We start from the raw sequence: 23,713 nt of genomic DNA on the forward strand, positions 1-23,713 counted from the left end.
GCTCCTGTGGCGACCCACCGGCGTCCCTCACAGTCCGGCCTCACGCAGAGCGCCCGGGTCACGGTCCTGTCCGCCGCCGCCGCGGCGACGGCGGCGGCGGCGCTCGTTTCGGCTCCGGCGAGCGCCGACCCCCGCGACACGTCATCGGCCGCCCCGGCGTCGGCGTCGTCCCCGGACACCGCCACGGCCACCCGGGCGCGGGTCGACCGGCTCTTCGAGCAGGCCGAGCGGGCCACCGAGCGGTTCAACAAGGCCGACGAACTCGCGGACCGGCTGCGCCAACAGGTCGACCACGCCCAGGACGTGGCCGCCCGGGGCCAGGAGCGCATCAACCACATGCGGGGCGCCCTCGGCGCGGTCGCCGGGGCACAGTACCGGGCCGGCGGCCTGGACCCGACGCTCGCCCTGCTGCTGTCCGAGAGCCCCGACAGCTACCTCGCCAAGGCCTCGGCCCTCGACCGCATGGGCGCCCGTCAGGTCGCCGCCCTCGGCGAACTCAAGGCGGCGCAGCGCGACCTGGGCCGCCGGCGCGCGGAGGCGTCCGTGAAGCTCGGGGAGCTGGAGCGCAGCCGGGCCGCCGTCGCCCGCCACAAGCGCGTCGTCGAGCACAAGCTCGCCGAGGCGCGGCGGCTGCTGAACTCGCTGCCGGAGCAGGAGCGCGAGGAGTTCGAAGGCCGGTCCTCGCGGTCCGGCGACCGGGGCGCGACGCCGCCCGTCCCCACCGGAGGGCCCGTCTCCGGACGCGCGTCGGCGGCCGTGCAGGCCGCGCAGGGCGCCGTCGGCAAGCCGTACGTGTGGGGCGCCAACGGCCCGTCGGGTTTCGACTGTTCGGGCCTCACCCAGTGGTCGTACGCCCAGGCCGGCGTCTCCCTGCCGCGCACCTCGCAGGCGCAGCGGTACGCCGGCCGGCAGGTCCCGCTCGCCCAGGCGCAGCCGGGAGACCTGGTGACCTACCGGGACGACGCCAGCCACATCGGCATGTACGTCGGCAACGGCCAGGTGGTGCACGCGCCCTACCCCGGGGCCCCGGTGCGCTACGACCCCGTCGGCATGATGCCGATCTCGTCGGTGACCCGGGTCTGAGCGGCCCCGACCGGGCCCTGCCCGTCGCCCGCGGCCTGCCCGTACGATCGGCCGGGTGGCTGGTCGGTGGCGCGGTACCCGGTGGCGGCGGTGGGCGGGGCCCGTCCTCGCACCGCTCCTCGTCGTGTCCGCCGCCACGTCGGCGTGCACCACGCCGGGCGAGCCCGCGGACACCGCCGCACGGGACATCCAGCGCGCGCTGGACCGCAGGGCCGCGGCGCTCCTCTCCCGCGACGAGGCCGCCTACCTGGCGGACCTGGACCCCCGGGCGGCGCGGCTGAGGGCGGCGGAACGAGCGGAGTTCGCGAACCTCGCGCAGGTGCCGCTGGGGTCCTGGCAGTACCGGCTGACCGGCCTCGACCGTACGGACACCGGACGCGCCACCGCGCGGGTCGAGCTGCGGTACCGCTTCGCCGGCTACGACGAGGCCCCGGTGAAGACGGCCGAACGGCTCGACCTGGTACGGCGGGACGGGCGCTGGTACGTCGCCGCCGAGCGGCCGGAGCGCCCCGGCGGAGGCCGGCTCTGGGACCAGGGCAGGGTCACGGCCGTGCGCGGCGCGCGCAGCCTCGTGCTCGGCGCGGGCCAGGACGCGCGGCGGCTGCGCGCCGTCGCCGAGGCCGCCGACCGGGCGGTGCCGGCCGTCGACCGGGCCTGGCGCGGTGAATGGTCCCGCCGGCTGGTGGTCCTCGTGCCGCCCTCCCTCGACGGCATGGCCTCGCTGCTGGGGGACCCGGCGGCCGGATACCGGGGAATAGCGGCCGTCACGACCGGCTCGGCGGGCGGCCGGAACGAGGCGTCCGCGGACCGGGTGATCGTCAATCCGGAGGCGTACGCGGCGCTGGGCGACTTCGGGCAGCGGATCGTCCTGGTCCACGAGTCGACGCACGTCGCCACCCGGGCGCACACCTCGGCCGCCACCCCGATGTGGCTCTCCGAGGGCTTCGCGGACTGGGCGGCGTACCGGGGGACGGGACGCACGGCGGCGCAGACCGCCCCCGCGCTGCGTACTGCCGTACAGGCCGGGAGCCCGCCCGCGGCCCTCCCGGCCGACCGGGACTTCGGCTTCGGCGGGGAGACGGGCGCGCTGGCCCGGGCGTACGAGGGCGGGTGGCTGGCGTGCGAGCTGATCGCGCGGGACTGGGGCGAGGAGAAGCTGACCGCCTTCTACCGGGCCGTGGGCGGCCACGAGCGGCGGGCGGGGGCGGTGGAGAAGGCGATGGCGGGCGTGCTGGACACGACGCCGGAGGACTTCACCGCGCGGTGGCGGGAGTACGTACGGCAGCGGCTGGCCTGACGTCCCGGCCCGGTGTCAGGACGCCAGCAGTTCAGGGTCCTGGGCCGCCCCCGCCCGCTGCGTGGGCAGCGCGTTCGGGTCGCGGGTGCGGCGGCCGGGCACCGTGTCGCGCCACAGCCGGAGGCAGGCGCTCACCGTCGCCGCCACCAGCAGCCCGTTGCGCACCACCAGCAGCAGCACGCCCAGCCCGTCGCTCGTCACGACGTGCGAGAACCACACCGGGAACTCCAGGCACGTGACCCCGGTCGCGGCCAGCACCAGGAGCGCGGGCCGCCCCATCCGGCTGCCCCGGAAGACCAGGCAGACCGCCGCCAGGCCGACCAGCCACAGCAGGTACTGCGGGCTGATCACCCGGCTCGTCGTGGTGAACAGCAGGACCGCCGCGAAGGCCGCGTCGCACGGCGTCGACGCCCGGAACGCCCGCGCCCGCAGCCGCCACACCAGCAGCCACCCGAAGGCCAGTGCCGTCAGGCCCATCGCCGCCGAGCTGACGAGCGGGACGTACGGGCCGACGAACTCCACCGACCCGTAGTTCAGCAGCACCTCGCCCCGCCACCCGAAGTGCCGGGCGGCGTGGAAGACGAGCGCGCCGAGCGACTCGATCTCGGTGCCCCGGTCCCGCTGGAAGGTGAGGAAGGCGAGCGCCCCCGGCATCGTGGCGCAGAACACCGCCACCAGAGCGCCCCCGGTCACGGCCGCCGCCGTCCACGCGGCGCGGCTCGCCCGCCCGCGCACGGCGCCGGCGAGCAGCAGCACCGGCCACACCTTCAGCAGCGCGCCGAAGGCCGCGAGCGCCCCCAGGACCCGGGGGCGGCGCGCCGCCGCCAGCAGGGCCGCCACCGCGACCGCGGTCACCATCACGTCGTAGCGCGCGTACGCCGTCGGCCCGAGCAGCGGCACCCCGGCCACCCACACCCAGGCGCCCGCGAGCCGCTTGCCGGGGCGCTGTCCGGCGTACAGCAGCAGACCGGTGACGAGCGCGTCGGCGAGGCAGGCCAGCAGGAAGAAGGCCGTCGCGTAGCCGAGGAACGGCAGCAGGGCGGGGGAGAGGACCGCGAGGGCGGCGGCGGGCGGGTACTGCCAGGTGATGTCGTCCAGCGGGAAGGTGCCGGCGCGCAGGATCTCGTACCAGCCCTGGTAGATCACCGAGACGTCGCTGGTCACGTCGGGGCCCGGCACGGACAGCACCTTGAAGACGCACAGCAGGAGCACGGCCCGGGTGAGGACCCACACGGCGATGAGCTTTGTCCGGCCTGCGCCCGTCATGACCACCCTCGTCCGTTTCCCGCATGGCTGAGGGAGACATGATGCAGGGCCCGGCCGCCCGAGCCAAGGAGCTCGGCCGTTCGGTACTGTCGGCGGCGATGCACAAGACCTTGATCGTGACCAATGACTTCCCGCCCCGCCCCGGCGGCATCCAGGCGTTCCTGCACAACATGGCGCTGCGCCTGGACCCCGAGCAGGTCGTCGTCTACGCCTCGACCTGGAAGCGCGGCCGCGAGGGCGCGCTGGCCACCGCCGCCTTCGACGCCGAGCAGCCGTTCACCGTCGTGCGCGACCGGACGACGATGCTGCTGCCGACGCCGCGGGTCACCCGGCGGGCGACCGCGCTGCTGCGCGAACACGGCTGCGCGTCCGTGTGGTTCGGGGCGGCCGCCCCGCTCGGCCTGATGGCCCCCGCGCTGCGCCGGGCGGGCGCGCGCCGGATCGTCGCCACCACGCACGGCCACGAGGCGGGCTGGGCCCAGCTGCCGGCCTCCCGGCAGCTTCTGCGCAGGATCGGCGAGGGCACGGACACGATCACCTATCTCGGCGAGTACACGCGCTCGCGCATAGCGGCCGCGCTCACGCCGCAGGCCGCCGCGCGCATGGTCCAACTGCCGCCCGGCGTCGACGAGAAGACCTTCCATCCCGGCTCCGGCGGCGAGGCCGTGCGCGAGCGCCTCGGCCTGGCGGGCCGTCCCGTGGTGGTGTGCGTGTCCCGCCTGGTGCCCCGCAAGGGCCAGGACACCCTGATCCTGGCGATGCCCCGCGTCCTGCGCGAGGTGCCGGACGCGGTCCTGCTGGTCGTCGGCGGCGGGCCGTACGCCGAGGACCTGAGGAAGCTGGCGGCCGAGACCGGCGTCGCGGACTCCGTGCGCTTCACGGGGCCCGTGCCCTGGGAGGAGCTGCCGGCGCACTTCGGAGCGGGAGACGTCTTCGCGATGCCGTGCCGCACCCGCCGGGGCGGCCTCGACGTCGAAGGGCTCGGCATCGTCTACCTGGAGGCGTCGGCGACCGGGCTGCCCGTGGTGGCGGGGGACTCGGGCGGCGCGCCCGACGCCGTACTCGACGGCGAGACCGGGTGGGTGGTGCGCGGCGCTCCCGCGGCGGTCGCCGCCGACGAGTCGGCCGACCGGATCGTGACGCTGCTCAAGGACCCGGAGCTGCGGCGGCGGATGGGTGAGCGCGGCCGTCAGTGGGTCGAGGAGAAGTGGCGCTGGGACCTGCTGGCGGAGAAGCTCAGGACGCTGCTCTGACGCGCCTGCCGCCGTACGGACGCGGGAGCGGGCCCCGGACGTGCTCCGGGGCCCGCTCTGGCGTCACTGGGCCTGCTCAGCCCTGGTAGATCGCCTCGATCTCGTCCGCGAAGTCCTTCGCGACGACGTTGCGCTTGAGCTTGAGCGAGGGCGTGATGTGACCGGCCTCCTCGGTGAACTGGGTCGGCAGCACCCGGAACTTGCGCACCGACTCGGCCTTCGACACCGCCGAGTTGCCGTCGTTCACCGCCTGCTGGACGACGGCCAGCAACTGCGCGTCGTCCCGCAGCGACGCCGCCGTCGAACCGGCCGGCTTGCCGTTCTCGGCGGCCCAGCGGCCCAGGAACTCCTCGTCGAGGGTGACCAGCGCCCCGACGAACGGACGCCCGTCGCCCACCACCATGCACTCCGCGACCAGCGCGTGCGCCCGGATGCGGTCCTCGATCACCGCGGGGGCGACGTTCTTGCCGCCCGCCGTGACGATGATCTCCTTCTTGCGGCCGGTGATGGCGAGGTAGCCGTCCTCGTCGAGCGTGCCGATGTCACCGGTGTGGAACCAGCCGTCGGTCAGCGCGTCGGCGGTGGCCGCGTCGTTGTTCCAGTACCCCGAGAACAGGTGCTCGCCGTGCAGCAGCACCTCGCCGTCGTCGGCGATGCGCACGACCGACCCCGGCAGCGGCTGGCCGACCGTACCGATCTTCTGCCGGTCCCACGGGTTGAAGGCGGTGGCGGCGCACGACTCCGTGAGGCCGTAGCCCTCCAGGACGGTGAAGCCGATGCCCCGGAAGAAGTGGCCGAGGCGCTCGCCCAGCGGGGCGCCGCCGGAGATCGCGTACTCGCCCCGCCCGCCGAGCACCGCGCGCAGCTTGCTGTAGACGAGCTTGTCGAAGAGCTTGTGCTTGAGCCGCAGGCCCAGGGACGGGCCCTGCGGCGTGCCGATCGCCCGGCTGTAGGCGATCGCGGTGTCGGCGGCCCTGTCGAAGATCTTGCCCTTGCCGTCCGCCTGCGCCTTGGCGCGCGCCGAGTTGTAGACCTTCTCGAAGACGCGCGGGACACCGAGGATCAGCGTCGGGCGGAAGGAGGCGAGCTCCTCGGTGAGGTTCTTGATGTCCGGTACGCAGCCGAGCTTGATCGGCGCCATGACCGAGGCGACCTCGACGAGCCGGCCGAAGACGTGCGCGGCCGGGAGGAACAGCAGCACCGAGCACTCGCCCGTACGGAACAGCGGTTTCAGGCGCTCCACGGCGTTCCCGCACTCCGCGAAGAAGCTGCGGTGGCTCAGTACGCAGCCCTTGGGGCGGCCGGTGGTGCCGGAGGTGTAGACGATCGTCGCCGGGTCGTCGGCCTTCGCGGTGGCGCTGCGCTCGTCGACCGTCTCGTCCGTGACGCCGGCGCCCGCGATCCGCAGCTCCTCCACGCCGTCGCGGTCGATCTGCCAGACGTGCCGGAGGGCGGGCAGCCGGTCGCGCACGGACTCCACGGAGGCGGCGTGCGCGTCGCTCTCGACGACGACGGCGACCGCGCCGGAGTCGCCCAGGATCCACTGCACCTGCTCGGGGGAGCTGGTCTCGTACACCGGCACGGTCACCGCGCCCGCGCTCCAGATCGCGAAGTCCATCTGCACCCACTCGTAGCGGGTGCGGGACATCAGGGCGACCCGGTCGCCCGGCTGCACGCCGGCGGCGATCAGGCCCTTGGCGGCGGCGCGGACCTCGGCGAGGAACTCCGTGGCGGTGACGTCCGCCCAGGCGCCGTCGACCTTGCGGCTCATGACGGCCACATCGGGATGCTGCGTGGCGTTGCGGCGGATGAGATCTGTCAGGTTGCCGTCCGAGGGGACCTCGTACAGGGCCGGAAGGCTGAACTCGCGCAAGACTGCTGCTCCTCATCGGGCGCCGGCGCCACATCGGTGTGCGCGTCGGTTGCGGTCCAAGACCGGGCAGGTGCTCAGTGGGGTGAGCACGGTTGGACTGCCCGGACGTTACCCACCGGTAGTCGGTTCCGGATAGGGGGGTCCGCCCAGATGTTCGCTGCGTCACACGCCGTGGCGGTGCTCCGGGCAGACTAGTCCAACCACGCGGCGGCACGGAAGTAACCGCAGGTCCGGCCCCCTCTACCCAGGCGCCGCCCCGGCGTCCTAGGGTGATCGCCATGCGAGTGCATGTGGTCAGCGACGTACACGGCAACGCCCGGGACCTGGCCAGGGCGGGGGACGGCGCGGACGCGCTCGTCTGCCTCGGTGACCTGGTGCTCTTCCTGGACTACGCCGATCACTCCCGCGGCATCTTCCCCGAACTCTTCGGCGCCGCCAACGCGGACCTCCTCGTCGGGCTGCGCACCGACCGCCGCTTCGAGGAGGCCCGGGAACTGACCCGCCGGCTGTGGGCGGACGTCGACCGGTCGGCCGCCATCGAGAAGGCGGTGCGCAAGCAGTACGCCGAACTCTTCGCCGCGTTCCCCGCCCCGACGTACGCCACCTACGGGAACGTCGACCTGCCGCAGCTGTGGCCCGAGTACGCCGGCCCCGGCACCACCGTCCTGGACGGCGAGCGCGTCGAGATCGGCGGCCGCGTCTTCGGCTTCGTCGGCGGCGGGCTCAGGACGCCGATGCGCACGCCCTACGAGATCGACGACGAGGAGTACGCCGCCAAGGTCGAGGCGCTCGGCGAGGTGGACGTGCTGTGCTCGCACATCCCGCCGGAGATCCCCGAGCTGGTGTACGACACTGTCGCCCGCCGGTTCGAGCGCGGCAGCCGGGCGCTGCTCGCGGCGATCCGCAGGACCCGGCCCAGGTACGCCCTCTTCGGCCACGTCCACCAGCCGCAGGTGCGGCGGATGCGCGTCGGCCCGACGGAGTGCGTCAACGTCGGTCACTTCGCCTCCTCCGGCCGCCCCTGGGCCATGGAGTGGTGAGCCCGTAGCGGTGAATTGCGGTCCGGCGGCTCGCGGTAGCCTTCACGCGGTACGTGACCCCCGAGTACACGCCCCGTGAGCACGTGCCCCCTGACCGGAACCGCACTGGAGGAGCCACAGCGATGGCCGAACACACCAGCTCGAGCATCACGATCGAGGCGGCGCCGGCCGACGTGATGGCCGTGATCGCCGACTTCGCCCGCTACCCCGAGTGGACCGGCGAGGTGAAGGAGGCCGAGGTGCTGGCCACCGACGCCCAGGGCCGCGCCGAGCAGGTGCGGCTGCTGCTGGACGCCGGCGCGATCAAGGACGACCACACCCTCGCGTACACCTGGACCGGCGACAACGAGGTCGGCTGGACGCTCGTGAAGTCGCAGATGCTGCGCTCCCTCGACGGCTCGTACAGCCTCGCCCCCGTCGGCGGCGGCGACCGCACCGAGGTCACCTACCGGCTGACCGTCGACGTCAAGATCCCGATGCTCGGCATGATCAAGCGCAAGGCCGAGAAGGTCATCATCGACCGGGCCCTGGCCGGCCTCAAGAAGCGCGTCGAGAGCGCCCCGAAGGCCTGATGCCCTGATGCGTACGGTCCTCGTCACCGGCCCCGGCGGCGCGGGCCGCACCACCGTCGCCGCCGCGACCGCCCTGGCGGCGGCGCGCGGCGGGCAGCGCGCCCTGGTCCTGTCCACCGACGCGGCGGACACCCTGGGCGCGGCCCTGGGCACGGCCACCGGTTCCGCCCCGGCCGAGGCCGCGCCGAACCTCTGGGCCGCCAGGATCGACTCCGGCGCCCACTTCCGCGCCGAACTCCTCGCCCTCCAGGAGCGCGCGGCCTCCGCGCTCGACCTGCTCGGCGCCAACCGCCTGGCCGCCGAGGAACTGACCGAACTCCCGGGCAGCGAACAGTTCGCCCTGCTCAGCGCCCTGCGGGCGTGCGGCGATGCCGGGGAGACGGCCGGGGCGTACGACCTCGTGGTCGTCGACCTGCCGCCGCTGCACGCCGCGCTCGCCGCCCTGGCCCTCCCCGAGCAGCTGCGCCGCTACCTGCGCCGGCTGCTGCCGCCCGAGCGCCAGGCGGCCCGCGCGCTGCGGCCCATGCTGGCGCAGCTCGCCGGCGTTCCGATGCCCGCGCAGTGGCTGTACGAGACGGCCGCCCGCCGGGACGCGGAACTCGCCGCGGTCCAGGCACTGCTCGCCGACCCGGACACGACCGTACGGCTGGTGGCCGAGCCGGGGCCCGCCGGTGCCGACGCGCTGCGCGCCGCCCGTACCGGATGCGCGCTCTTCGGGCTGCGCGTCGACGCGGTGACGGCCAACCGGATCCTGCCGGGGGACTCCCCGGACCCCTGGCTCGCGGCGCCGGCCGCGCAGCAGCGCAAGTGCCTGGCCGAGTGGGACGGGTGGTGCGACGAGGGGCAGCCGGCGGCGCCCGTGCGCCGGGTGCGCCACCACGGCTGCGATCCGCGCGGCCTCGGCGACCTCGACGCGCTGGCCGCCGACGGGGCCCTGGCCGTCGAGCCGCCGCGCCGGGACTCCGGGAGCGCGGACGGCCTCCCGCGCGTGGAGGACCGGATCGCGCGGGACGGCGTCCTCGTCTGGCACCTGCCGCTGCCGGGAGCCGTGAAGGAGGAACTCGGCCTGGTCCGCCGGGGTGACGAACTCGTCCTGGACGCGGGCCCGTTCCGCCGGATCCTGCCGCTGCCCTCCGCCCTGCGCCGCTGCGACGTGTCGGGCGCGGGCCTGACCGGCGGCGTACTGAAGGTGCGCTTCACGCCCGACCCCGGTCTGTGGCCGAAGACCACGTGAACGGCCTGCCGCCGTTCGGGTAACGTCGGTGGTACGAGGCGTACGCACCGTACGAACCGCCGCCCTGCCGCAGGAGTCCGCCATGAGCGATGCCACCGAGGGTCCCACCCCCGAGCCCGCCGAGGCGCCCGAAGCCGACGCGTGGGCGAAGGCGTGCGCCGAGGACCTCGCCGCCGAGAAGGCCCGCCGTCGCGCCGAGAGCGGCGGGGCGCAGCCGGGGTCGGCCGCCGAGGAGCTGCGCAAGCTCGTCGACGCCGTGGCCGACAAGGTCGCCTCCTTCCAGTCGGTGCTGCCGGGCATGGCCGCGCAGGGCACGGTCAGCCAGCTCATCGACCAGGCGAAGTCCGCCGTCGAACCCGTCATAGAGCGCAATCCGGAGGTCTTCGACCACCTGGCGGCGGCGGGCAACGAGCTGCTGGCCGCGTACCGCTCGGCCGTCCAGGGGCAGGAGGGCCGCTGGACCCGCGGCCCCGCGCGTCCGGCGGACCGCGCGCAGCACCCCGACGACGGCGAAGAGGGCCCCGAAGGCCCTTCTCCGAGCACTCACATCGACCTGGACTGAGCTGCGCCTCGGGTACGGTTGGCCCTAGCGGGGCTCGACCGAAAACTGAGGGACACATGGGACTCACCATCGGCGTCGACATCGGCGGCACGAAGATCGCGGCAGGCGTGGTCGACGAAGAGGGCACCATTCTCGACACCCACAAGGTGCCGACGCCGCCGACCGCCGAAGGCATCGTCGACGCGATCTGCGCGGCCGTCTCCGAGGCCGGCAAGGGGCACCAGATCGAGGCGGTCGGCATCGGCGCCGCCGGTTACGTCGACGACAAGCGGGCCACCGTCCTGTTCGCGCCCAACATCCACTGGCGGCACGAGCCGCTGAAGGACAAGGTCGAGCAGCGCGTCGGCATGCCGGTCGTCGTCGAGAACGACGCGAACGCGGCGGCCTGGGGGGAATACCGGTTCGGTGCCGGCAAGGGCCACGAGGACGTCATCTGCATCACCCTCGGCACCGGCCTCGGCGGCGGCATCATCATCGGCAACAAGCTGCGCCGCGGACGCTTCGGCGTGGCCGCCGAGTTCGGCCACATCCGGGTCGTCCCCGACGGCCTGCTGTGCGGCTGCGGAAGCCAGGGCTGCTGGGAGCAGTACGCGTCCGGGCGGGCCCTCGTCCGGTACGCCAAGCAGCGCGCCAACGCCACACCCGAGAACGCGAAGATCCTCCTCGCCCTCGGCGACGGCACGGCCGCCGGCATCGAGGGCAAGCACGTCAGCGCCGCCGCCCGGCAGGGCTGCCCGGTGGCCGTCGACTCGTTCCGCGAGCTGGCCCGCTGGGCGGGCGCGGGCCTGGCCGACCTGGCCTCGCTCTTCGACCCCTCGGCGTTCATCGTCGGCGGCGGCGTCTCGGACGAGGGCGAGCTGGTCCTCGACCCGATCCGCAAGTCGTTCCGCCGGTGGCTGATCGGCGGCCAGTGGCGCCCGCACGCGCAGGTGCTCGCGGCGCAGCTCGGCGGCGAGGCCGGCCTGGTCGGCGCGGCGGACCTGGCGCGCCAGGGCTGACGAGCCGGCTCGCACGCCCGTGGACGCGCCCGCCGTGCCCCCTTGGGGCGCGGCGGGCGTTTCCGTATCTTGATCGGCATGGCGACGAGTACGAGCACGCTGCCCGAGTCCCGTACCGAGCCCGACGGTTCGGCCGTGATCCGTGTCCTCGGCTACAACATCCGCTCGATGCGCGACGACCGCGAGGCGCTGGCCCGGGTCGTCGCCGCCTGCGAGCCGGACCTCGTCCTCGTGCAGGAGGCGCCGCGGTTCTTCCGCTGGCGCAAGCACGCGGCGTGGCTGGCCTCCCACAGCGGCCTGGTCACGGTCGGCGGCGGCGCGACCGCCGCGGGCCCGATGCTGCTGAGCTCGCTGCGGGTGACCGTGGAGAGCGCCGAGGACGTCCTGCTGCCGCGTACGCCGGGGCTGCACCGGCGGGGGTTCGCGACGGCGGTGGTGCGGATCGGGGGCGCCAGACTCGGCGTACTGAGCTGCCACCTCAGCCTCCAGCGCGAGGAGCGGTACGCGCAGGGCGGGATGCTCCTCGACCGCCTGAAGGCGATGGACGTACCGCACGCGGTGGCCGGCGGCGACCTCAACGAACGGCCGGACGGACCGACGTTCCGGCGGCTGGCCGGTGAGCTCCAGGACTGCTGGGCGGTGAAGCCGTGGGGCGGGGAGTACACCTCGACGCCCGAGCGGCCCCACCAGCGCATCGACGCCCTCTTCGCGACGCCGGGGGTCGAAGTCCTCGGCTGCGGCGTACCCCGGGGACTGCCGGAGGCGGACCTGCGCGCGGCCACGGACCACCTTCCGGTACTGGCGGCGCTGCGCGTCCCTGCGTCGTGAGCGCGGGTCCGCGCACCCCGGCCGGAACGCGGCCCCCGGGCGGCGCGGGCCCGGCCGGGGGCGGTGGCTAGACGACCGCGCCGCGGCCCGGGTCGTCGTCCTCGTCGTCGCCGTGCGCCATGCGCGCCACCAGCGTGGCGAAGCCGCCGAGGAAGCCGCCGACGCCGAGCGTCGTCAGCCACCACGTCATGTCCCACTGCAGCAGTACGGCGGCGAGCAGCAGCACGGGGCCGCCGACGACCGCCAGCCAGGCGAACCGCGAGGTGGTGTCCGCGGGCGGCAGGGGAGGCGGCTCCGGCGGCACGAAGTGGCCCTCGTCGCCGTCCTCGCTCTCCTCGGCGTCCTCCTCGCCCGGCTCGTCGAGCGAGTAGTCGCGCGGACCGGCGACGCCGGGCGCGAAGACGACGGAACTGCCGAGCGGTCTCTCCTGGTCCGCTTCGGCTTCCGCTTCCGGCTCGGCGCCCGGGTCCTTCTCGTCCTGCCCGCCGGTCGCCACGGAGTCCTTCCGCGGCGATCTGCCGGGCCGGTCGCCGCCGGTGGTGTTGCGCTCGTCCTCCGGCAGGTAGAGGTCCTCGATCGGCTTGAACGGCTTGGCGCCCGGCGGGTCCGGCGGCTCCTCGCCGTACCCCGCGACGATCGCGGCCCACACCGCCTCCTCGTCGACGGGCTTACCGGCGGGCACACCCGCCGCGGCAGCGGCCCCGGCGGGGTCCGCCGCCGTACGGTCCGGCTCCCGTTCCTCCTCGCGGCCCGCGGGCTCCGCGTCGTGCTCAGCCACCGGTCGTGCTCCCCTTCTTCCCGACACTCGGAGCGAGGCGGCCGATGAACGCACAGCTCTCGTCGAAGATCCGCTCCGCGTCATGGTCCAACGTCGCGACGTGGTAGCTCTGTTCCAGCAGGATCTCCGTGACGTCCGTGGACGAGACGCGGCTGAGGATGCGGGCCGAGTCGGCGGCCGGCACCACGTGGTCCTGCGGGCTGTGCAGCAGCAGCATCGGCTGCGTCACCTGGGGCAGCTCCCCGTCGACGAGCCGGAAGAACTGCCGCACGGAGTGCGCCGCGTGCAGCGGGACACGGTCGTAGCCGACCTCCTCGACGCCCTCCTTCGCGATGTCGCTGCGCAGCCCCTTGGTCGTCCGCACGAGGTGGCGGGCGACCGGCAGCGCGTACGCCGACAGGCCGTGCACCTTGTTCGCCGGGTTGACCACGACGATCCCGGTCACCGCGTCCCCGTGCTTGGCGGCCAGGCGCAGGGTCAGCGCCCCGCCCATCGAGAGCCCGAAGACGAAGACCTGGGCGCACCGCTCCCGCAGGGCGCGCAGTTCGCGGTCGACCTCCGCGTACCAGTCCTGCCAGCCCGTGAGCTGCATGTCCTCCCAGCGGGTGCCGTGCCCGGGCAGCAGCGGCAGGGAGACAGTCAGGCCGCGCTCGGCGAGGTGGTCCGCCCAGGGGCGCAGCGACTGCGGGGAACCGGTGAAGCCGTGACAGAGGAGGACGCCGACCTCTCCGCCCTCGTGGCGGAACGGCTCGGCTCCAGGAAGGACCGGCACCGGGGTCTCCTGTTCATGAGTGGGTTCGCGCAGCGCGCGGAGGGTGTCGCAAGATGCCCTTCACCGTACGCGACCGGACCGACACCGACCAGGTCCGTCGGGCCTCCTTGTGAGCGCGGGGCCAGGCCCGGCACGGGTTATGGTCATCTCGACAGACAAGGGAAGGCACTCGGTTGATCTACGGCGCAATGAAGTTCTCCATCGGAGGATCCCTGAAGGTCGCCTTCAGGCCCTGGGTGGAGGGCCTCGAGAACATCCCCGCCGAGGGCCCCGCGATCCTGGCGAGCAACCACCTGTCCTTCTCGGACTCCTTCTTCCTGCCCGCGGTCCTCGACCGCAAGGTCACCTTCATCGCCAAGGCGGAGTACTTCACCTCGCCCGGCGTGAAGGGCAGGCTGACGGCGGCCTTCTTCAAGGGCGTCGGCCAGCTCCCCGTGGACCGCTCGGGCGCCCGCGGCGCCGGCGAGGCCGCGATCAAGGCGGGCATCGACGTGATCCGGGGCGGCGGGCTCTTCGGCATCTACCCGGAGGGCACCCGGTCGCCCGACGGCCGTCTCTACCGGGGAAAGCCCGGCGGTCTCGCGCGGGTGGCGCTGGCCACCGGTGCGCCCGTGATCCCGGTCGCGATGATCGACACCGAGAAGATCCAGCCGCCCGGCAAGGTCGTCCCCAAGCTGATGCGGCCCGGCATCCGGATCGGCAAGCCGCTGGACTTCAGCCGCTACCACGGGATGGACGGCGACCGCTTCATCCTGCGGTCGGTGACGGACGAGGTCATGTACGAGATCATGAAGCTCTCCGGCCAGGAGTACGTCGACATCTACGCGACGGCGGCCAAGCGGCAGATCGCCGACGCCGAGAAGGCCGCCAAGGCGGAGCGGGCGGAGCTGGAGAAGGCCGGGAAGGCGCAACGGTCCGGCGCGTAACAGCGTCCGCCGGGGGGTGGGGATGATGGCCAAGGCTCAACGCGAGCGGGTCGTACGCATGTCGGTCGAGCAGCCGCTGTGGCGTGCGCTCACCGCCTACCGCGTACTGACGATGCTCTACGCGGTGCTCCTGTTCGTGTTCACGCGGGACAAGTTCGAGCGTCCGTGGGTCGCCGTGGCGTTCCTCTCGGTGATGACCGTATGGACGCTCGTCACGCTCCCCAAGGTGGCGAACGCCGCGAGCTGCACCAAGCGGTTCCTGGTCGCCGACCTCACCGTCGCCCTCACCGGCATCCTGCTCACCCCGCTCGCCGACTTCCAGGCGCAGCAGGTCGACGGCCCCACCCTGCCGTCGATATGGACGGCGGGGTCCGTCCTCGCCTTCGCCATCAAGGGCGGCTGGCGCTGGGCGGCCTTCGCGTCCTCGTTCGTGGCCGCCGCGAACATCGTCGAGCGCGGCGAACCGAGCCGGGACACCTTCCACAACGTCCTGCTCGTGTGGGTCGCCTCCATCGCGATCGGGTACGTCGTCGAGGTCGCCCGCGCCTCCGAACGCACCCTGGCCCGCGCCCTGGAGATCGAGGCCGCCACCCGCGAGCGCGAGCGCCTGGCCCGTGACATCCACGACAGCGTGCTCCAGGTGCTCGCCATGGTGCAGCGGCGCGGCACCGCACTCGGCGGCGAGGCCGCCGAACTGGGCAGGATGGCGGGGGAGCAGGAGGTCGCCCTGCGGACCCTGGTCTCCAGCGGCCTCGTGCCCGCGACGCGGGCCTCGGAGGACGCCGCCCTGGGGGCGGTCGTCCGTACGGTCGAGGTGGACGAGGGCGACGACGAGGGCGGCCCGGGCGGGCGCGAGTGCGACCTGCGCTCCCTGCTCGCCCCGCACGCCGGCTCGAAGGTCAGCCTCGCCGAGCCGGGCGCCCCGGTCCTGCTGGCCCCCGCCGCGGCGACGGAGCTGGCGGCCGCTGTCAGTGCGGCACTGGACAATGTGCGCAGGCACGCGGGGGAGGGGGCGCAGGCATGGATCCTGGTCGAGGACTGGCCGGACGAAGTGATCGTGACGGTACGGGACGACGGCCCCGGCATCCCGGAGGGCAGGCTCGCGCAGGCCGAGGGGGAGGGGCGTCTCGGTGTCGCCCTGTCGATCCGCGGGCGGCTGCGGGACATCGGCGGCACCGCCGAGCTGATCTCCGTTCCGGGGCAGGGCACTGAAGTCGAACTGAAGGTTCCACGGGGGAAGGCGGTACAGGCGCGATGAGCGACACACAGCAGACGATCAGGGTGATGGTCGTCGACGACCATCCGATGTGGCGGGACGCGGTCGCCCGCGACCTGGCCGCGGCGGGCTTCGACGTGGTGGCGACGGCGGGCGACGGACCGCAGGCGGTGCGCCGGGCCCGGGCGGTGAGCCCGCAGGTGCTCGTCCTCGACCTGAACCTGCCGGGCATGCCCGGTGTCCAGGTCTGCAAGGAGCTCGTCGGGTCGGACCCGGCGCTGCGCGTCCTCGTGCTGTCCGCGAGCGGAGAGCACGCCGACGTACTGGAGGCCGTGAAGTCCGGAGCGACCGGCTATCTGCTGAAGTCGGCGGGGCCCGAGGAACTCATCGACGCCGTACGGCGGACCGCGGCGGGCGATCCGGTCTTCACCCCGGGGCTGGCCGGACTGGTCCTCGGCGAGTACCGCAGGCTGGCCTCCGACCCGGCGCCCGCCGCCTCCTCCGACGAGCCGAAGGCGCCGCAGCTCACCGACCGCGAGACCGAAGTGCTGCGGCTGGTCGCGAAGGGACTGTCGTACAAGCAGATCGCCGAGCGTCTGGTGATCTCCCACCGCACCGTGCAGAACCACGTGCAGAACACCCTCGGCAAGCTCCAGCTGCACAACCGCGTGGAGCTCGTCCGCTACGCGATCGAACGCGGCCTGGACGACGCCTAGGGCAACGCCTGAAATGCCCGACGCCCCATGTCGCTGTGACCTGGGTCACCACTAGCGTGGCCGCCGCACGGCACTGCTGTCTGCGGCGAAGGGACATGTGATGCGGGTAGGAGTACTGACCGGGGGAGGCGACTGCCCCGGGCTCAACGCGGTCATCCGCGCCGTCGTCCGCAAGGGCGTCCAGGAGTACGGCTACGACTTCATCGGCTTCCGGGACGGGTGGCGCGGACCCCTCGAAGGCGACACGGTACAACTCGGCATTCCGGCGGTGCGCGGCATCCTGCCGCGCGGCGGCACGGTCCTCGGCTCCTCGCGCACCAACCCGCTCCAGGCCGAGGACGGCGTCCGCCGGGTCAAGGAGAATCTGGCGAAGCACCAGGTCGACGCGCTCGTGGTGATAGGCGGCGAGGACACCCTGGGCGTCGCCACCCGGCTCTACGACGACTACGGCGTCCCGTGCGTCGGCGTGCCGAAGACCATCGACAACGACCTGTCCGCCACCGACTACACCTTCGGCTTCGACACCGCCGTGGGCATCGCGACCGAGGCCATCGACCGCCTCCACACCACCGCCGAGTCCCACATGCGCGTCCTGGTCGTCGAGGTCATGGGCCGGCACGCGGGCTGGATCGCCCTGCACTCGGGCCTCGCGGGCGGCGCGAACGTCATCCTCATCCCCGAGCAGCGCTTCGACATCGAGCGGGTCTGCGGCTGGATCACCTCCCGCTTCAGGGCCTCGTACGCGCCGATCGTCGTCGTCGCCGAGGGCGCGATGCCCCAGGACGGCGAGATGGTCCTCAAGGACGGCACGCTCGACTCGTTCGGTCACGTACGGCTCTCGGGGGTCGGCGAGTGGCTGGCCAAGGAGATCGAGAAGCGGACCGGCAAGGAGGCGCGGACCACCGTCCTCGGGCACGTGCAGCGCGGCGGCACGCCCAGCGCCTTCGACCGGTGGCTGGCGACGCGGTTCGGGCTGCACGCGATCGATGCCGTGCGGGACGGTGACTTCGGCACGATGGTCGCGCTGCGCGGGACGGACATCGTGCGGGTCCCGATGGCGGAGGCGACGGCGCGCCTGAAGACGGTCGACCCGGCCCTCTACGCCGAGGTGGGCGTCTTCTTCGGCTGAGCCGGGCGGCCGGGCGGGGTGGAGCTGTGGGCCTTATATTCGCGCTGAACGGCCCACAGCCCCACTTTCGCCTCCTCGCGGGAGAAGACGTGGAAATCCTGGCTTTCGGCGTGCAGTCCGACGAGAAGCCGCTCATCGAGCGGGCCTTCGCCGGTCACCACGACGTCCGCTGCCTGGACGTGTTCCTCACCGAGGACACCGCGCCCATCGCCGCCGGCCACGAGATCGTCAGCTCCAGCGTCAACGCCGACCTCGGCGCACGCGTGCTGCGCACCCTCGCGGCCGGCGGGACGAAGATGATCGCCCAGCGCTCCACCGGGTTCAACAACATCGACCTCGACACCGCGCGGCAGCTCGGCCTGACCGTCGCCCGGGTGTCGTACTACTCGCCGTACTCCGTCGCCGAGTTCGCCTGGACCCTCGCGATGGCCGTCAACCGCCGCGTCGTGCGCGCGGCGAGCCGCACCCGCGACTTCGACTTCCGCCTCGACGGCCTCCTCGGGCGGGACATGCGCGGCCGTACGGCCGGAGTCCTCGGCACCGGCAAGATCGGCGAGGCCTTCACCCGTATCGCCCACGGCTTCGGCATGAACCTGCTCGGCTGGGACGTGGTGCCCAATCCGGCGTGCGTCGAACTCGGCATGGAGTACGTCGGCAAGGACCGGCTCCTCGACGAGTCCGACCTGGTCAGCCTGCACGTACCGCTGATGCCCGCCACCCGGCACCTCATCGGCGCCGGCGAACTGCGGGCCATGCGGGACGACGCGATATTGGTGAACTCGAGCCGCGGCGGCCTCGTGGACACCGCGGCTCTCGTCCGTGAACTGCGCAAGGGCCGCTTCACCGGAGTGGGACTCGACGTGTACGAGGCGGAAGCCGGGCTCTTCTTCCTCGACAAGTCCCTGGAGGGCATCGACGACGACACCCTGGCCCGGCTCGTCACCTTCCCGAACGTCCTGGTCACCTCGCACCAGGCGTACTACACCGTGGACGCGGTCGGCCAGATCGTCGAGGCGACCGTGCGGAACGTCCTCGACTACACGGCGGGCCGGCGCAGCGAGAACGTACTGGTCCCCGCCGGGGACGGCGAGCCGTCGGCTGCCAGCTGACCCAGCAGTCCAGCCACGATCGCGGTGCCCCGCAGCGTCAGCACCGACTCCGGGTGGAACTGCACGCCCGCGAAGCCCGGCCCGCGCAGCGCGTGCACCTCACCGGTGGCCGGATCGCGGCTGACCTCGACGCCGTGCGCGGCCAGCTCGGCGGCCTCCTCGTCGCCGCAGCGGGCGACGAAGCTGTTGTAGAAACCGACCGTCTCTGGGCGGCCGAAGAGGTCGACGCGGGTCTGCGCCCCCTGGTACGGCACCTGCTTGCGCACGGTCTCCAGGCCGAGTTCGGCCGCCAGCAGCTCGTGCCCGAGGCAGACGCCGAGCAGCCCGTGCCGGTGTCCGCGCACCAGATCGGCGGCGAGTCCGCGCAGGAACCGCATCTTGGCGTCGCCCGCGTCGCGCGGGTCGCCGGGCCCCGGGCCGAGCACCACGGGCCCCTCGTGCGCGAGGGCGGCCGCCCGCAGCCCCGGCTCGTCGTACCGCCGTACGGTCACGTCGAGCCCCGACGACCGCAGCAGGTGGGCGAGCATCGCGGTGAAGGTGTCCTCGGCGTCGATCACCAGCGCGTGCCCGGACAGCGTCGCCGCGCGCTCCCGCATCCGCAGCCAGAACGGCGCGAGCAGCGCCCGCCGGGAGTCCAGCGCCTCGCGTACGCGCGGGTCGTCCGCCAGCCTCGGCCGCCGGCTCTCGTGCTCCGGCCTGCCCGGACGCACCCCCAGCGCCGCGAGGACCCCGGCCGCCTTGGCGTGCGTCTCGGCGACCTCGCTGTCCGGATCCGAGTCGCGCACCAGGGTCGCGCCGACCGGCACCCGCAGCCGGCCGTCGGACGCGATGTCGGCGGTACGGATGAGGATGGGCGAGTCCAGTGTCTGCGCGCCGCCCGCGTCCCGGCCGACGAGAGCCAGAGCGCCCGCGTAGTAGCCGCGGCCGCCGGGTTCGTACCGCTCGATGACGCGGCAGGCGTTCTGCACCGGCGAGCCGGTGACGGTCGCCGCGAACATCGTCTCCCTCAGCACCTCGCGCACGTCGAGCGAGGAGCGGCCGCGCAACTCGTACTCGGTGTGCGCGAGGTGGGACATCTCCTTCAGTCGCGGGCCGACCACGACGCCGCCCATGTCGCCGACCGTGCACATCATCTTGAGCTCCTCGTCGACGACCATCGACAGCTCGGCGCGCTCCTTGCCGTCGTCGAGGAAGTCGAGCAGGCCGTCGGCGCTGGGTCCGTCCGAGGGGTAGCGGTACGTGCCGCTGATGGGGTTCATCACGACCGTTCCGCCGCTCATCCGCACGTGCACCTCGGGGCTCGCGCCGACCAGCGTGCGCTCCCCGGTGTGCACGACGAAGGTCCAGTACGCTCCCCGTTCGCCGGCCAACAGCCGCCGGAACAGCGCCAGCGCGTCGGCCCGGGCGAACCCGGGGAGGCGGCCCTCGAACGTGCGGCGGATGACGAAGTTGGCGCCCTCGCCCTGCCCGATCTCGTCGTCGACGACCCGGCGGACGATTCCGGCGTACTCCTCGTCCGCCACGTCGAACGCCCCGCCCTCCACGCGCACGTCATGGGCGGGGAGCTGCGCGAGGGCCTCGTGGAGCGGCAGCGCGTGCGCCTCCTCGGGGACCAGGACGCTCAGCGGCGTGCCGTCGTCGCGTACGTCGAACCCCCGCTCCCTGATCTGCCGGAACGGCACCAGCGCGAGCACCGGCAGGCCGTCGTCCCCGACGGGGATGTCGGCGAGGCGGGCGGCCTCGTGCACGTCGCCGATCAGCAGCTCGACGGTGTCGTGGTCGTGGCCGGGCGTCCGCCGGCGCAGGAGGGCGAAAGGGCGGGTGTCGTCGAGGAGGGAGCTGATGCGCATCGGTGGTGTTCCTTCCGGGGGAGTCCGGCCGGTCCGGGGGACGCGGTCGGGTGGAGAGGAACAGCCGCTGGAAACACCAAAGGCCGCCCCTCGGGCGGCCTTCGCGATCAATGGTGCGCGCGATTGTCAGTGGGCCGCCGGATGAGCGGTCCACCACCAGTTCTGAGTCGTCTGCGCGAACATGCTCCGCACCCTAGCGGAATCGGGCGCGCGCGTCATGCGTGTCTCAGCGCCGCCATGCGTGCCTCAGCGACGTGTCAGCGCGTCGAGCGCCGACGCGAGGTACGCGCCCAGCTCGTCGCCCCGGGGCAGCACCGAGGGGGCGGCGTGACCGAGCTGGGTGTGCCCCAGGTAGACGCTGTACGCGAGCAGCCCGCGGCGGCGTGCCTCCGGCTCGGGGAAGCCCAGGTCGGCGAAGAGCCGGGTCACGTAGTCGACCCGGCGCTCGGTCACCCGCCGCAGCGCCGCCGCGACCTGCGGGTGCGACGCGGTGGCCAGCAGGGAGACCTCCAGCGGGTCGTCGACCGCGGACGCGGTGGCCTCGGTGAAGAGCCGGCGGATGCGGACGGCGGGATCGGGTTCGCCGTCGATCTCCGTGATGGCCGCCTCGGTCGCGGTCTCGGCCCAGCGGGCGAGGGCGGCCTCGATCAGCGCCTCGCGGTTGGCGAAGTGCCAGTAGAAGCTGCCCTTGGTGGTGCCGAGCCGGACGGCGAGCGGCTCCACCGCGACGGCCGCGAGGCCGCCCTCGGCGATCGCGGCGAGCGCCGCGTCCGCCCAGTCCCGCGCGCTCAGCCGGGGCTTCCTGTCCTGCTTGTCCCGCTGTTGTGCCATGACCGTACGGTACCGTATGGTCAACCGTACGCCAGCGTATGGAGGTCCGTCATGAGCGCGATCCGAGATGTCCACGAGCGCACCGTCCAGGCCCCCGCGGAAGTGGTGGGCGCGTTGCTCGACCGGCTCTCCGCCGAAGACGACCCGATCTTCCCCACGCCGGCCTGGGAGCCGATGCGTTTCGACGGGCCGCTCGCGGTGGGGGCCGCCGGCGGCCACGGCCCGGTCCGCTACAGCGTCTCGGCCTTCGAACCGGGCCGCCGGGTCCGGTTCACATTCGCCCCGCCGGACAACGGCTTCCACGAGATGACCGTGGAGCCGCTCGGCCCGGGTCGCTGCCTCGTCCGGCACGTACTGGAACAGGATCTGCGGGGCGCCGCTCTGCTGATGTGGCACGCCGTGGTGAAGGCGGTGCACGGCACGGTGGTCGAGGAGGTCCTCGACAACATCGAGCGGGTGGCCGCGGGCGGCGTGGACCGCCCCGTGCGGTGGTCGCCCTGGGTGCGGCTGCTGCACCGGCTCAACTGGGAGAGGCCGGCCGCGGTCGGGATACCCGAGGATGCCCGGCTGATCCGCGGCGCCCTCGACCGGCCCGGTTACCAGGACGCGTACCGGATGCGGCTGCTGCCCGGAATGCCGCGCGACCCCGACGGCTGGAGGGGAATCCTGGGCGACACCTTCCCCGTGGTGGCGCGCCGGGACGGCGAACTGCTGATGAACGTCGACACCGCGGGCGTCCGCGCGCGGGCCTCCGTCCTGGTCGACGAACACCATGTGACGCTCAGCACGGTCGCGACGGCCGAGACCGTGCGCGGGCGGCTCTACTGGGCCGTGGTGGGCAGGGTGCACCCCTTCATGGCCCGCGCCGTGCTGCGCCGTACGCACCGCACGCTGGCCCTCGCGGCGCCGAGCGCGGGGGAGCGGACCGTACGAGCGGCCGCCGTCTCATCTGGTGAGCCGGAGAATGGACATGCGGGCTGACCCCGTAATGTGGTGAAGGTGACCGTGAACGCTAAGACCACCCCTGAGGGTGGCAACACCTGGCGAGACCTTCCCGCGGCGCAGCAGCCCGAGTACCCCGATGCCGAGGCTCTGCGCGATGTGATCGCGGACCTCGAGTCGTATCCGCCGCTCGTCTTCGCGGGCGAGTGCGATCAGCTGCGCGCCCGACTGGGAGCCGTCGCCAAGGGCGAGGCGTTCCTGTTGCAGGGCGGCGACTGCGCCGAGGCCTTCGACGCCGTGTCCGCCGACCACATCCGCAACAAGCTCAAGACCCTCCTCCAGATGGGCGCGGTCCTGACGTACGCCGCGTCCGTGCCCGTCGTCAAGGTGGGCCGGATCGCCGGCCAGTACTCCAAGCCGCGCTCCAAGAACACCGAGACCCGCGACGGCGTGACGCTGCCGACCTACCGCGGCGACTCCGTCAACGGCTTCGAGTTCAACGAGAAGGCCCGGATCCCGGACCCCGAGCGGCTGAAGCGGATGTACCACGCGTCCGCCTCGACGCTGAACCTCGTACGCGCCTTCACCACCGGCGGTTACGCGGACCTGCGCCAGGTGCACGCCTGGAACCAGGACTTCGTGAAGTCGTCCCCCTCCGGGCAGCGCTACGAGCAGCTCGCCCGCGAGATCGACAACGCTCTGAACTTCATGAAGGCCGCCGGCACCGACCCGGCCGAGTTCCGCACGGTCGAGTTCTACGCCTCCCACGAGGCGCTGCTCATGGACTACGAGACGGCGCTGACCCGGGTCGACTCGCGTACGGGCCACCTGTACGACGTGTCGGGCCACATGCTGTGGATCGGTGAGCGCACCCGCCAGCTCGACGGCGCGCACATCGAGTTCGCCTCCCGGATCCGCAACCCGATCGGCGTGAAGCTCGGCCCGACGACCACGGTCGACGAGGCGCTCAGCTACGTCGACAAGCTGGACCCGGACCGCGAGCCCGGCCGGCTGACCTTCGTCGTCCGCATGGGCGCCGACAAGGTCCGCGACAAGCTCCCCGAGCTGGTCGAGAAGGTCACCGCCTCCGGCGCCACCGTGGCGTGGGTGACCGACCCGATGCACGGCAACACCTTCGAGGCCGCCTCCGGCCACAAGACGCGGCGCTTCGACGACGTGCTCGACGAGGTCAAGGGCTTCTTCGAGGTCCACAAGGGCCTCGGCACCCACCCGGGCGGCATCCACGTCGAGCTGACCGGTGACGACGTCACGGAGTGCGTGGGCGGCGGCGACGAGATCTTCGTCGACGACCTGCACCAGCGCTACGAGACGGCCTGCGACCCGCGGCTCAACCGCAGCCAGTCGCTGGACCTGGCGTTCCTGGTCGCCGAGATGTACCGCGACCAGTAGGCGGTAGAAGATCGACACGGCTGTGGGG

Annotated in this window: 23 protein-coding genes; 16 read left to right on the forward strand and 7 right to left on the reverse strand. The window is 73.3% G+C overall.

All coding sequences use genetic code 11. The features are described 5' to 3' along the window. The first annotated feature begins 6 nt into the window (after positions 1-6). Entirely contained in the window at positions 7-1,083 is a 1,077-nt protein-coding gene (locus ACWGH0_RS27580) for an NlpC/P60 family protein (RefSeq protein WP_453406944.1), read from the forward strand. 55 nt (positions 1,084-1,138) lie between these two features. Then, complete coding sequence (locus ACWGH0_RS27585) at positions 1,139-2,380, forward strand: hypothetical protein (RefSeq protein ID WP_453406945.1); 1,242 nt, start codon at positions 1,139-1,141, stop codon at positions 2,378-2,380. A 15-nt stretch (positions 2,381-2,395) separates the two neighbouring features. Here the strand turns inward: ACWGH0_RS27585 and ACWGH0_RS27590 are convergent, their stop codons facing one another. After that, the gene (locus tag ACWGH0_RS27590; RefSeq protein ID WP_453406946.1) at positions 2,396-3,646 is read right to left on the reverse strand and encodes a glycosyltransferase 87 family protein; all 1,251 of its coding nucleotides are present in this window, start codon (positions 3,644-3,646) and stop codon (positions 2,396-2,398) included. 98 nt (positions 3,647-3,744) lie between these two features. On the opposite strand from ACWGH0_RS27590, the gene ACWGH0_RS27595 reads away from it, so the two are divergent. Continuing rightward, complete coding sequence (locus ACWGH0_RS27595; RefSeq protein WP_453406966.1) at positions 3,745-4,899, forward strand: glycosyltransferase family 4 protein; 1,155 nt, start codon at positions 3,745-3,747, stop codon at positions 4,897-4,899. A gap of 76 nt (positions 4,900-4,975) precedes the next feature. On the opposite strand, the gene ACWGH0_RS27600 is transcribed toward ACWGH0_RS27595, so the two are convergent. Further along, positions 4,976-6,772, reverse strand: a complete 1,797-nt coding sequence (locus ACWGH0_RS27600) for an AMP-dependent synthetase/ligase (RefSeq protein ID WP_453406947.1) — start codon at positions 6,770-6,772, stop codon at positions 4,976-4,978. Between the two features lie 290 nt (positions 6,773-7,062). On the opposite strand from ACWGH0_RS27600, the gene ACWGH0_RS27605 reads away from it, so the two are divergent. The 6 genes from ACWGH0_RS27605 to ACWGH0_RS27630 all read left to right on the forward strand — a co-directional run bounded on the left by ACWGH0_RS27605 (position 7,063) and on the right by ACWGH0_RS27630 (position 12,006). Beyond that, positions 7,063-7,812: a metallophosphoesterase family protein gene (locus tag ACWGH0_RS27605; RefSeq protein ID WP_453406967.1), complete on the forward strand. Its 750-nt coding sequence runs from the start codon at positions 7,063-7,065 to the stop codon at positions 7,810-7,812. A gap of 122 nt (positions 7,813-7,934) precedes the next feature. Continuing rightward, positions 7,935-8,384: an SRPBCC family protein gene (locus tag ACWGH0_RS27610; RefSeq protein ID WP_453406948.1), complete on the forward strand. Its 450-nt coding sequence runs from the start codon at positions 7,935-7,937 to the stop codon at positions 8,382-8,384. Positions 8,385-8,391: 7 nt separating this feature from the next. Then, complete coding sequence (locus ACWGH0_RS27615; RefSeq protein ID WP_453406949.1) at positions 8,392-9,618, forward strand: ArsA family ATPase; 1,227 nt, start codon at positions 8,392-8,394, stop codon at positions 9,616-9,618. 82 nt (positions 9,619-9,700) lie between these two features. Beyond that, positions 9,701-10,180 carry a DUF5304 domain-containing protein gene (locus ACWGH0_RS27620; RefSeq protein WP_453406950.1) on the forward strand — a complete coding sequence of 160 codons (480 nt, stop codon included), beginning with the start codon at positions 9,701-9,703 and terminating at the stop codon, positions 10,178-10,180. A 56-nt stretch (positions 10,181-10,236) separates the two neighbouring features. Beyond that, positions 10,237-11,178 (forward strand): ROK family glucokinase, encoded by a 942-nt coding sequence (locus ACWGH0_RS27625; RefSeq protein WP_453406951.1) that lies wholly within the window; start codon positions 10,237-10,239, stop codon positions 11,176-11,178. A gap of 78 nt (positions 11,179-11,256) precedes the next feature. Further along, positions 11,257-12,006 carry an endonuclease/exonuclease/phosphatase family protein gene (locus ACWGH0_RS27630; RefSeq protein ID WP_453406952.1) on the forward strand — a complete coding sequence of 250 codons (750 nt, stop codon included), beginning with the start codon at positions 11,257-11,259 and terminating at the stop codon, positions 12,004-12,006. A gap of 67 nt (positions 12,007-12,073) precedes the next feature. Here ACWGH0_RS27630 and ACWGH0_RS27635 read toward each other — a convergent pair whose 3' ends face one another. Beyond that, positions 12,074-12,784 carry a hypothetical protein gene (locus ACWGH0_RS27635; RefSeq protein WP_453406953.1) on the reverse strand — a complete coding sequence of 237 codons (711 nt, stop codon included), beginning with the start codon at positions 12,782-12,784 and terminating at the stop codon, positions 12,074-12,076. Further along, positions 12,777-13,556: an alpha/beta hydrolase gene (locus tag ACWGH0_RS27640; RefSeq protein ID WP_453406954.1), complete on the reverse strand. Its 780-nt coding sequence runs from the start codon at positions 13,554-13,556 to the stop codon at positions 12,777-12,779. The genes ACWGH0_RS27635 and ACWGH0_RS27640 overlap by 8 nt, the downstream gene beginning before the upstream one ends. 188 nt (positions 13,557-13,744) lie before the next feature. Here ACWGH0_RS27640 and ACWGH0_RS27645 point away from each other — a divergent pair, with 188 nt between their 5' ends. The 5 genes from ACWGH0_RS27645 to ACWGH0_RS27665 all read left to right on the forward strand — a co-directional run bounded on the left by ACWGH0_RS27645 (position 13,745) and on the right by ACWGH0_RS27665 (position 18,652). Next, positions 13,745-14,482 (forward strand): lysophospholipid acyltransferase family protein, encoded by a 738-nt coding sequence (locus ACWGH0_RS27645; protein WP_453406955.1) that lies wholly within the window; start codon positions 13,745-13,747, stop codon positions 14,480-14,482. Positions 14,483-14,504: 22 nt separating this feature from the next. Further along, positions 14,505-15,740: a MacS family sensor histidine kinase gene (macS, locus tag ACWGH0_RS27650; RefSeq protein WP_453406956.1), complete on the forward strand. Its 1,236-nt coding sequence runs from the start codon at positions 14,505-14,507 to the stop codon at positions 15,738-15,740. Beyond that, positions 15,737-16,414 (forward strand): response regulator, encoded by a 678-nt coding sequence (locus tag ACWGH0_RS27655; RefSeq protein WP_453406957.1) that lies wholly within the window; start codon positions 15,737-15,739, stop codon positions 16,412-16,414. Before macS ends, ACWGH0_RS27655 begins: the two co-directional genes overlap by 4 nt. A 100-nt stretch (positions 16,415-16,514) precedes the next feature. Then, positions 16,515-17,543, forward strand: coding sequence for a 6-phosphofructokinase (locus ACWGH0_RS27660; RefSeq protein WP_453406958.1), 1,029 nt, complete (start codon positions 16,515-16,517; stop codon positions 17,541-17,543). 89 nt (positions 17,544-17,632) lie between these two features. Further along, positions 17,633-18,652, forward strand: a complete 1,020-nt coding sequence (locus tag ACWGH0_RS27665) for a 2-hydroxyacid dehydrogenase (RefSeq protein ID WP_453406959.1) — start codon at positions 17,633-17,635, stop codon at positions 18,650-18,652. Here the strand turns inward: ACWGH0_RS27665 and ACWGH0_RS27670 are convergent. From ACWGH0_RS27670 to ACWGH0_RS27680, 3 genes are all read right to left on the reverse strand, one after another. Beyond that, positions 18,580-20,502 carry an anthranilate synthase family protein gene (locus ACWGH0_RS27670; RefSeq protein WP_453406960.1) on the reverse strand — a complete coding sequence of 641 codons (1,923 nt, stop codon included), beginning with the start codon at positions 20,500-20,502 and terminating at the stop codon, positions 18,580-18,582. The genes ACWGH0_RS27665 and ACWGH0_RS27670 overlap by 73 nt on opposite strands. A 126-nt stretch (positions 20,503-20,628) precedes the next feature. Continuing rightward, positions 20,629-20,721 carry a trp operon leader peptide gene (locus tag ACWGH0_RS27675; protein ID WP_453406961.1) on the reverse strand — a complete coding sequence of 31 codons (93 nt, stop codon included), beginning with the start codon at positions 20,719-20,721 and terminating at the stop codon, positions 20,629-20,631. A gap of 27 nt (positions 20,722-20,748) precedes the next feature. Next, on the reverse strand, positions 20,749-21,333 hold the full coding sequence (locus ACWGH0_RS27680; protein WP_453406962.1) for a TetR/AcrR family transcriptional regulator: 585 nt from the start codon (positions 21,331-21,333) through the stop codon (positions 20,749-20,751). 51 nt (positions 21,334-21,384) lie between these two features. Between ACWGH0_RS27680 and ACWGH0_RS27685 the strand changes: the two genes are divergently transcribed. Both ACWGH0_RS27685 and ACWGH0_RS27690 read left to right on the forward strand, forming a co-directional pair. Then, complete coding sequence (locus ACWGH0_RS27685) at positions 21,385-22,314, forward strand: DUF2867 domain-containing protein (RefSeq protein ID WP_453406963.1); 930 nt, start codon at positions 21,385-21,387, stop codon at positions 22,312-22,314. Positions 22,315-22,332: 18 nt separating this feature from the next. Further along, a complete protein-coding gene (locus tag ACWGH0_RS27690; protein ID WP_453406964.1) occupies positions 22,333-23,685 on the forward strand; it encodes a class II 3-deoxy-7-phosphoheptulonate synthase in 1,353 nt (450 codons plus the stop codon). Positions 23,686-23,713: the final 28 nt, after the last annotated feature.

The sequence above is a fragment of the Streptomyces sp. NPDC054887 genome, from assembly GCF_053610585.1.

Bases quoted from the DNA above. Each gene is read 5' to 3' on its own strand.
- ACWGH0_RS27620 (WP_453406950.1), top strand. From the start codon at position 9,701: ATGAGCGATGCCACCGAGGGTCCCACCCCCGAGCCCGCCGAGGCGCCC.
- ACWGH0_RS27675 (WP_453406961.1), bottom strand. From the start codon at position 20,721: ATGACGCGCGCGCCCGATTCCGCTAGGGTGCGGAGCATGTTCGCGCAG.
- ACWGH0_RS27685 (WP_453406963.1), top strand. From the start codon at position 21,385: ATGAGCGCGATCCGAGATGTCCACGAGCGCACCGTCCAGGCCCCCGCG.
- ACWGH0_RS27595 (WP_453406966.1), top strand. From the start codon at position 3,745: ATGCACAAGACCTTGATCGTGACCAATGACTTCCCGCCCCGCCCCGGC.
- ACWGH0_RS27645 (WP_453406955.1), top strand. From the start codon at position 13,745: ATGAAGTTCTCCATCGGAGGATCCCTGAAGGTCGCCTTCAGGCCCTGG.
- ACWGH0_RS27655 (WP_453406957.1), top strand. From the start codon at position 15,737: ATGAGCGACACACAGCAGACGATCAGGGTGATGGTCGTCGACGACCAT.
- ACWGH0_RS27610 (WP_453406948.1), top strand. From the start codon at position 7,935: ATGGCCGAACACACCAGCTCGAGCATCACGATCGAGGCGGCGCCGGCC.
- macS (WP_453406956.1), top strand. From the start codon at position 14,505: ATGATGGCCAAGGCTCAACGCGAGCGGGTCGTACGCATGTCGGTCGAG.
- ACWGH0_RS27680 (WP_453406962.1), bottom strand. From the start codon at position 21,333: ATGGCACAACAGCGGGACAAGCAGGACAGGAAGCCCCGGCTGAGCGCG.
- ACWGH0_RS27660 (WP_453406958.1), top strand. From the start codon at position 16,515: ATGCGGGTAGGAGTACTGACCGGGGGAGGCGACTGCCCCGGGCTCAAC.
- ACWGH0_RS27670 (WP_453406960.1), bottom strand. From the start codon at position 20,502: ATGCGCATCAGCTCCCTCCTCGACGACACCCGCCCTTTCGCCCTCCTG.
- ACWGH0_RS27625 (WP_453406951.1), top strand. From the start codon at position 10,237: ATGGGACTCACCATCGGCGTCGACATCGGCGGCACGAAGATCGCGGCA.
- ACWGH0_RS27630 (WP_453406952.1), top strand. From the start codon at position 11,257: ATGGCGACGAGTACGAGCACGCTGCCCGAGTCCCGTACCGAGCCCGAC.
- ACWGH0_RS27590 (WP_453406946.1), bottom strand. From the start codon at position 3,646: ATGACGGGCGCAGGCCGGACAAAGCTCATCGCCGTGTGGGTCCTCACC.
- ACWGH0_RS27615 (WP_453406949.1), top strand. From the start codon at position 8,392: ATGCGTACGGTCCTCGTCACCGGCCCCGGCGGCGCGGGCCGCACCACC.